Source organism: Streptomyces sp. NPDC054863, assembly GCF_053610825.1.
Map to the genome: position 1 here is coordinate 1 of NZ_JBSGZD010000354.1, position 7,718 is coordinate 7,718.

The 7,718-nt window shown below is 73.7% G+C and carries 8 protein-coding genes; 2 read left to right on the forward strand and 6 right to left on the reverse strand.

Translation table 11 applies throughout. The features are described 5' to 3' along the window. Positions 1 to 44: 44 nt before the first annotated feature. The 6 genes from ACWGIG_RS34850 to eccB form a co-directional block, all read right to left on the reverse strand. Entirely contained in the window at positions 45 to 344 is a 300-nt protein-coding gene (locus ACWGIG_RS34850; RefSeq protein WP_453325706.1) for a WXG100 family type VII secretion target, read from the reverse strand. A 55-nt stretch (positions 345 to 399) separates the two neighbouring features. Then, positions 400 to 765, reverse strand: a complete 366-nt coding sequence (locus ACWGIG_RS34855) for a WXG100 family type VII secretion target (RefSeq protein ID WP_453325707.1) — start codon at positions 763 to 765, stop codon at positions 400 to 402. Between the two features lie 13 nt (positions 766 to 778). Further along, positions 779 to 2,125, reverse strand: a complete 1,347-nt coding sequence (locus ACWGIG_RS34860; protein ID WP_453325708.1) for a hypothetical protein — start codon at positions 2,123 to 2,125, stop codon at positions 779 to 781. Beyond that, entirely contained in the window at positions 2,122 to 2,514 is a 393-nt protein-coding gene (locus tag ACWGIG_RS34865) for a hypothetical protein (protein ID WP_453325709.1), read from the reverse strand. The genes ACWGIG_RS34860 and ACWGIG_RS34865 overlap by 4 nt, the downstream gene beginning before the upstream one ends. Before the next feature lie 186 nt (positions 2,515 to 2,700). Continuing rightward, positions 2,701 to 3,984 carry a type VII secretion-associated serine protease mycosin gene (gene mycP / locus ACWGIG_RS34870; RefSeq protein ID WP_453325710.1) on the reverse strand — a complete coding sequence of 428 codons (1,284 nt, stop codon included), beginning with the start codon at positions 3,982 to 3,984 and terminating at the stop codon, positions 2,701 to 2,703. Continuing rightward, positions 3,981 to 5,588, reverse strand: coding sequence for a type VII secretion protein EccB (eccB, locus tag ACWGIG_RS34875; RefSeq protein WP_453325711.1), 1,608 nt, complete (start codon positions 5,586 to 5,588; stop codon positions 3,981 to 3,983). The genes mycP and eccB overlap by 4 nt, the downstream gene beginning before the upstream one ends. Positions 5,589 to 5,752: 164 nt before the next feature. Between eccB and eccE the strand changes: the two genes are divergently transcribed. Together eccE and ACWGIG_RS34885 are read left to right on the forward strand one after the other, a co-directional pair. Further along, the gene (gene eccE / locus ACWGIG_RS34880; protein ID WP_453325712.1) at positions 5,753 to 6,910 is read left to right on the forward strand and encodes a type VII secretion protein EccE; all 1,158 of its coding nucleotides are present in this window, start codon (positions 5,753 to 5,755) and stop codon (positions 6,908 to 6,910) included. Continuing rightward, positions 6,907 to 7,584, forward strand: coding sequence for a hypothetical protein (locus ACWGIG_RS34885; RefSeq protein ID WP_453325713.1), 678 nt, complete (start codon positions 6,907 to 6,909; stop codon positions 7,582 to 7,584). The genes eccE and ACWGIG_RS34885 overlap by 4 nt, the downstream gene beginning before the upstream one ends. Positions 7,585 to 7,718: the final 134 nt, after the last annotated feature.

Consider the following 7,718-nt stretch of genomic DNA (forward strand, 5'->3'; position numbering starts at 1 on the left):
GCCCCGGCACACCGTGCCGGGGCCGCACCGACTCCCGGCGGGGACTACATGAAGCCCTGAGCCGCCCTCCGGTCCCCCGCCCGGTAGGCCGGGGCCGCTTCCTTGACTGCGCGGGAGATCTGGAGGAGCGACATGTGGATGGACTTCGCTTCGCGGTCCCAGTCCGCCTGGGCGGCGTTGTAGGCGTCCCTGGCGTCGCCGGACCAGAGCTGGGAGACCGAGCCGATCTTTGCCTTGATCGCTTCCAGGCTCTCGTCGAGCCTGTCCGCCTGGGACTTGATCGTGCGTGCCGCCTCGTCAAGGGCTGCGTAAGTGACCAGCATGGTGCCGTCGTTGGGGGACAAGATGGGGCTCCCGGTTCGGTGGGGGTGAGGGGGATGGAGGGGGTGAGAGGAGTGGTCAGTAGCTGCTGAGGGACGAGGTGGGGGCGGAGGCGGGGGACGGGGCCGAGCCCGCGTAGCCCGGAGTGACGTCGATGCCCCTCATGGCGGCGCGCACCTCGTCCTCCGTGGTGCCGGAGATCGTGCGCGCCGCCTCGATCGCCTCCTGGAACTTCAGGAGGAGCCTTCCGATCCTGACCATGTTCTGGTTGATCTGGGCCTGCTTCAGGTTGAAGGCGCCCGCTCCGATGCCCTGCCACTGGCCCTCCAGGCCGTCGATCGTGGCGTGCAGGCGCTGGAGTTGGCCCTTGACGCTGTCGAAGTTCCTGGTGAGTTCCGTCTGGAGTTTGGCGAGGGCTACGTCATTGACCTTCTGGACTGCCATGGGTGGAGGCTCCTCAGGGGGGCGGGTGGGTGACGACGGGAGGTACGGGGGTCTGTTGGCCTGCTGTCCAGGTCGCCTCGTCCTCCGTCGGGTGACGGGGGCGGGGCCGGGAGGGTGGTGGGGCGCCGTTGGTCCGTTTCGGGCCTGTGGAGGTTCGGGGGGCGGGCGCGGGCGCCATGGCCGGTGGCGCGGGGCGCAGGAGTCCTGCACCGCCCTGGGTGAAGGGGCCGCCCGTGCCCGTTCTCGGGGCGGGGACCCCTCGGGCGGGGCAGCCGCCGACCACTCCCGGCATGCCGGCGGTGACGGGCGGGCGGGGGCTGCTGCCGACCGAGGTCCCACCGAAGGCACTCCCGCCGACGGCGGTCCGGCCGGTGGTTCCGGCGGCGGGAGCGCCGAGCGCCGTGTGGGCGGGTGTGGTGAGTGGGGTTCCACCGGAGATCCCGTCGAGCGGGCCGGGCACGGCTGCTGCCGGGGGCAGCGGCTGGGGAGGCGGGGTGGCCTGCGGTGCCGTGGGGACGGGGATGCCGGAGGAGGAAGTGGGGTGAGCCGTGAGGCTGTTGAGTTCCATGGTGAGGGGCGGGGGCTCTGCCGATGCGGCTGCCGGTGGCGGTGCCTGGCCTGTACGCGGGCCGGGTGAGGTGCCTGCGGTGTCGGACGTGGAGTGGGTCGAGTGGGCCGCCGAGTGGGCCGAGTGGGCAGGGTGCGTGTCGTACGGGGCGTACGGGGCGTACGGGGTGGCGGTGGGCATGGGCGCGTCCGCGCGCCTCCCCGCACCGTCGTATCCGGTTCCGCCGTGGCCGCCCGGTGCTGCGGCGGACGCGTTGCCCGCCGTCCCGCCGGGGCTCGGGGAGCCTCCGGCAGTCGCCGTTCCCCCACCGCCCGCCGGTCTCGGCACCGCGGCATCCAGGTCGTCCTCGAATCGGGGCGGCTCCTCCGCGGCCAGGTTCGCGCCCGACACCGCGTAGTACGAAGCCAGCCGGTTCAGCTGGTTGATCGCCTCCTGGCGGTGCGATTCCGACGCGGGCGGGCCGGTGCCGGCCGCCGCGGCCCTGGGCGGCATCGCGCTGCGTACCGCTGTCAGGCCCGTCGCCGCCTCCGCGAGGTGCACGCCGACGATGCTCGCGTACGTACCCAGATCGTCGGCGTGGCTCGCGAGGCGTCCGCCGAACCTGCGGAACTCCGTGCCGGACTCCCCCTTCCACTCCACCGCCGCGAGGTGGCCGCGCAGTTCCCCCGCCGCCTCCTGGAACGCCGTCCGCATCTCCCCCAGGGCCTCCGCCGCACCTGCCAGGGCCTTCGGGTTTCCCGCCTCGACCAGGTCGATCATGGTGTTCAGCCCGCACGACTCGAAGTGCGTCATGCGCCGGTCCCCCGGCCCTGTTCCGTACGGGAGCGGATCTCCCAGAAGCGGCGGCGCAGTTCCTCCTCCAGATTGTCGAAGCCGACGTCCGCGCCGTGCACGCCGATGCTCAGGCAGTCGATCTGTTCGGTGAGGGAACGGGAGAGCTTGACCAGGCCGGTGTGGACACGGCGGTACTGCGCGTGGAGTTCGTCGGCCTCGGGGAAGGGCGCGCCGGGGGCACCGAACTGGGCCCGCGTGAGCGTGTGGACGGCCACTCTCTCCGGGCCTGCCGCGCTGTCCTGGAAGGCAGCCAGTATCGCGTGCACGCGGGAGCGGAATTGCTTGAGTGCGCCGACCCCGCGTGCGAGGTCACTGCTGCCGCCGGTCGCGCTGCCTCCGTCGAGCACGGCGCCCCCTTCTTCGTGTTCTCGTGCGTGGCTGCCCTGCACGGCCGGCCCGCGTGGCTGCTGATCGGTTGAGCGTGCCATCGCACTGCACGGCTGAATTCGGCCAAGTCGCTGGTCAGAGGCTGTTGTTGCCCGGGATCACCGCTTCGGCGGGCCAGCATTGCGACACCCGTTCAGCGGGTGACGTCAGGTCGGCCGCTCCTCCGCCACCCGCCGTCCGCGCCGTCTCGCGTCGCGTACCGCCACCGCCGATCCGGTCAGGACGGCGAGGGCCACCGCGCTGGCGGTGAGGACGTGGACCGACAGGCGTACGGAGCGTTCCTGCGGCGTCTCGCCCGCCGGGGACGCCAGCGGCGCGGGAGCCTGCCCACGGGACGGGTTGCCGTCGGCGACGGGGTGGTCGATGCCCTGTGCGTCCTGGGCCAGGGCGCGCTGCGGGTCGGCGACGCCCCAGCCGACGAAGCGGTCGGGGCCGGGTGCGGAGCGTTCGGCGGTCTGTTTGATCCGGGCGACGATCTGCCGGCCGGTCCAGTCGCTGTGCTCGCCCTTGACGAGGGCGGCGAGACCGGCCACGTACGGCGCGGAGAAGCTCGTACCGCTGTCGGTGCAGTGACCGCCGCCGGGCACCGTCGACACGATGTCGGTGCCGGGGGCGGCGATGCCCACGAAGGAGCCGGACTGGGAGAAGTACGCGCGCTCGTTGTCGCGGTCGGAGGAAGCCACGGCCAGGACGCCTTCGTAGGAAGCCGGGTAGGTGCGGTCCGTGTTCCCGTCGGTGCCGCTGTTGCCCGCCGAGGCGATGACGATCCTGCCCTCCGCGAGGGCCGCCTCGACCGCGCGCTCCAGCAGTTCGGTCGGCTTCACCGCCTTCGCCGTGTCCTGGGAGATGTTGATGATGTCGGCGCGCTGCCGGACGGCGTGGTCGATGGCGTCCGCGAGCAGTTCGGCGGTGCCGTTGCCCTCGGCGTCGTTCTGGTCGATGGGGATGATCGTGGCTTCGGGGGCCAGGCCGACGAAGCCCGTGTCGGGGTGGGGGCGGGCCGCGATGATGCCGGCGACCTTGGTGCCGTGGCCGACCTCGTCGGAGGTGCCGTTGTCGGCACCGCGTACGCCGGGGTCGGCCAGGGCACCTGTGCGGGGCAGGAAGTTGGCTCCCGCCCTCGTGTCCACCGCGTCGGTGAGCTGCGGGTTCTTGGTGTCCACTCCGGTGTCGACGACAGCCACGCGTACGCCCTTGCCCCGTGACCGCGCCCACACCTCGTCGAGCGGGACGCGTTGCAGTGGCCAGGGACGGCCCGTGTACGGCTGCGCCGGGAAGGCGCACGGGCCCGGGTCGGCGGGTTCCTCCGACTGCCCCCTGGCCTGCGCGGCGGGCAGGCAGAGCGCGGCAAACGCGATCGTCGCCGTGGAGCGTGCGACGGCGCGGAGGAGTCTGCGGCATGCCGCGGATCTGCGCGGGCGCCCGGTCACGAGCCCTGCAGCTGCACGGCCGCGCCGGTCGACAGACGCGGCCCTGTCGGTACGAGGGAGGCCCAGACGGCGGGAACCGGAGCGGGCGAACGGGCGGAGTAGCCGAGGAGCTCGAAGGCACTCTTGACCTGCCCCTGCCCCTGCCCCTGCCCCTGCCCCGACCCTTGTCCCGACCCTTGTCCTCGTCCCGGCTGCGCTGCCCGGTCCGGCCCGTCGCGGTGGCCCGTATCGCCCGGCTCGCTGTGATCCTTCATCTGGACGGTGTGGCGCAGGCCCGAGTCGGTGACGAGGAAGACCGGGCCCAGGTGTGGGCCGGTGCCCGTGAACTGGCGGATCAGCTGACCGGATCCTGGCGTCACGTAGGCGGAGGTGGTGCCGGTCGGGAGCGGACGGGGGAATTCCGTACCGGCCCAGGTGCCGAGCGTGGTGGCGCCGGTGGCTCGGTCGACGGACCGCAGGACGGTGCAGACGGTGCTGCGGGCGCGACTCGTGGGCGGGGCGGTGGAGGTGGACGGAGCGGGTTGAGTGGCGTTCGCGGGTTCCGGCTCGGGCGCGTGCTCGGGCCACAGCTCGTACGGACGCCACTGCGGCCTCGGGGCGAAGGTGGCGCTGACCGGCCGTGCGTTGCCGTGCTGGCCGAGGCGGAGCAGCTGTGAACTGTTGAGCAGCAGCCGCGCCACGAAGTGTGAGACGGGTGCCACGCCGTCCGGCAGGACCACGTAGTACGAGGTCCTGCCCGGCCTCGACGACACGAGGACGCTCCCCACCCGGCTGTCCGCGGCCGGGAGATCACGGACGGGGATGCGCTCGCCGAGGTTCCCCGGCACCCGGGGGAAGGCGATCGGATCCCCCTTGTGGAGCGTGGCGAGCCATGCCCCCGACACGCGTTGCGGCACCTGGCCCGGGCCGACCAGCTGGTGGAGGAGAGCGGGATCCCCCGGGCGGACGGGGTAGGCAGTCCCCGTCGCGTCCACCACGGACCGGGCGTGCCCCTTGTCGGCGCTCTCCACGTACAGGAGTTGGCCGCCCTTCAGCAGGCTCCGCCCCTCGATGCCCGCCCGGTCCCGCCCGGCGAGGACGAACGCAGCCGTCTGGACGGATCTGCCGCCCTGCTCCGCCCGTTCGCAGGCCGCCCACAACCTGGGCTCCGCGGCCTCGTCCGGGTCGGGCAGCCGGTCCGGTGCGTACGGAATGCCGACGGTGGCGCCGCGCGGGAGGGTGCTGCGGTCGAGGACCTCGTCGTCGACCTTGACGATCTTCTTCTGCCCGTCCTCGACGAGGAGTCGGGCGGAGGTCATGTTGAGGACGGGGTGGAGCTTGGGCGTGCCGTCGGTCGTCAGGACGACGTAGCGGCTGGTGGAACTGCTCGCGACGATGATGTGCGCGTAGGGCGCCGCCCACTCGCGCGGGGCCACCGGCTTGAACAGCCCCCACGCCCCGAAGGCCGCCAGGCCGACCGCGCCGACGAGCACACCCGGCAGGACCGCGCGCAGTGGGCGTGGGGCGTGCTCCTCGGAGCCGGTCGGGGTGGGTCTCAGGAACTGTGCGACCAGCCTCCGTTTCGCGTAGTCGTATGCGTTGAGTTCGTCTCGTCGTGAGGTCATCGGGCCGCCGCCACACTCCCCTGTCGTAGCTGTCGGACCCCGTTCCGTCCGTGGATCTCGTCACTCACAGCTCGGATAGGGTGAACGCTCCGTCAACTCCCTTGCGGAAGTGGGAGTTACGGCCGCGGCAGGCGACGGGAGGCGGGACGGCGATGGGGACGAGGGTGCACGGAACCAACAGGCCTTTTGGCGTACGGGAGTTGGTGCTCTGTGAGTTGTCGCTCGCGGTGGCGGTGGCCGGGGTGGCGGGCGGTTCCCCGTGGTCGGCGCCGGCGGCCGTGCTCGCTTCTGCGGGGCTGGCGTTGGGCTTGCTGCGGCGGCGTGGGCGGGGGGCCTGTGAGTGGCTCGCGGCGGCTGCCTCGTTCCGGGCGCGGGTCCGGCGGCAGGATTCCGGTGACGACGTCTTCGGGGTGCGCGGGCTGCGTTCGTACGCCTACGAGGACCGGGGGCGGCGGGTCGTCGGCATGGTGGGCGACGGGACGTTTCTGACGGCGGTCGTACGGGTCGAGGCGGAGGGCACGGGGCTGCGGCCGGCCGGTGGCGTGCGGGAGTTGCCGCTGTCGCTGCTGGCGGACGCGCTGGAGGTGGACGGGGTCGTGCTGGCTTCGGCACAGGTGGTGCAGCAGGTGCGGGGCGCACGGAGGCAGGGGGCGGCGCCTCCCGGCGGGGCGGCGCCCCACGGAGCACCTCCCGGCGGGGCGGCGCCCGCGGTGCGGCTGACCTGGGTGGCGTTGCGGCTGGATCCTGAGCGGTGCGCGGAGGCCGTGGCGGCGCGTGGTGGCGGGCTGGGTGGGGCGCAGCGGTGCCTGGTGCGGGCCGCGGACCAGGTGGCGAGCCGGATCGCGGGGGCGGGGCTGCGGGCGGAGGTGCTGGATCGGGAGGGGCTCGACTCGGCCGTGGTCGCTGCGCTCGGTTCGGCGGCTTCGGTCTCTTCGGATTCCGCCGGGGCTTGTGGACCTGCCGCGCGGTCCGGTGCCGAGTCGTCCCGGGTGTGGCGCTGCGGCGGTCTGCTGCACACCGCCTATGCGCTCGCAGGGGCGGCAACAGGCCGTGGCGGCGCGCCGGAAGGTGCCGTCCGGCTGCTCTCGGCGCCGGCCGGTCGTACGGCCACCTTCGGGATGACCGTGCGGCGGGGTGCGTCGCGCCGGGCGGTGGAGGTGACCGGGCACGTCCGGGTGAGCTGCCGGGACGAGGGTGAACTCGTGGCGGTGCGGCGCGAGTGGGAGCTGGCCGCCCGGGAGGCGCGGGTGGGGCTCGTACGAATGGACCGGGAGCAGTTGCCGGGTGTCCTCGCGACGCTGCCGCTGGGAGGTGCGCGGTGAGGAGCTTGTTCGGGGCTGGGCGTACGGGAGCGGTGGAGGAGCGCGGCACCCCGTCGGCCCTTCCCGTCGGGGACGACGGAGTGCTCGTCGGGGACGACGCGGAGGGGCGGGCCTTGCTGCTCGGGGTGCACCGGGCGGCGCCGTACGACGTACTGCTGATCGGCGGGTTGTGGACTGCTCAGGTGCTGGCGCTCCGGGCGTCGGCGGCCGGGGTCCGGGTGGCCGTCGAGACGGCGCGGGCGCAGGCGTGGGAGGAGGCCGTTGCGGTGGGCGGGGCGGCGGGGGCCGAGCTCTTCGATGTGGGGCGGGTGCCGGTGCTGGGGGCGGCGGAGGGGCGGCCCGTCCTGGTCGTACGGGACTGTGGGATGCGACCGCCGCGCGGGCGGGTGGTGCGCGCGGCGTGGCAGTCGGTGCTGACGCTGCTGCCGTATCTGAGTCCGGTGGCGCCCCGGTTGATCCAGGACTCGGGGCTCGTCGGCGTACAGCGGGTGTCGCCCGAGGAGGCGCAGCGGATCGGCGGGCTGTTGGGGCTGCCCCCTGAGGAGGCCGACGCACTGCCCGGCCTCGGGGACGGGGTCACCCTGTGGTGTGCGGGCCGGGAACGGCACTGGGTCACGACCACGGCGACCGACGACGAGGACGCACTGCTCGGGCCTGCGCGCAGGATGGACTGAGGTACGGAGGTACGGAGGTACGGAGGTACGGAGGGAGCCGAGGGCCGGGAGGGCGGCGGGAGGCCGGGAGCGCGGAGGGCGGCGGGAGCACGGAGGGGTCCGGAGGGGCGGGGCCGAGGTGCTGACCCCGCCCC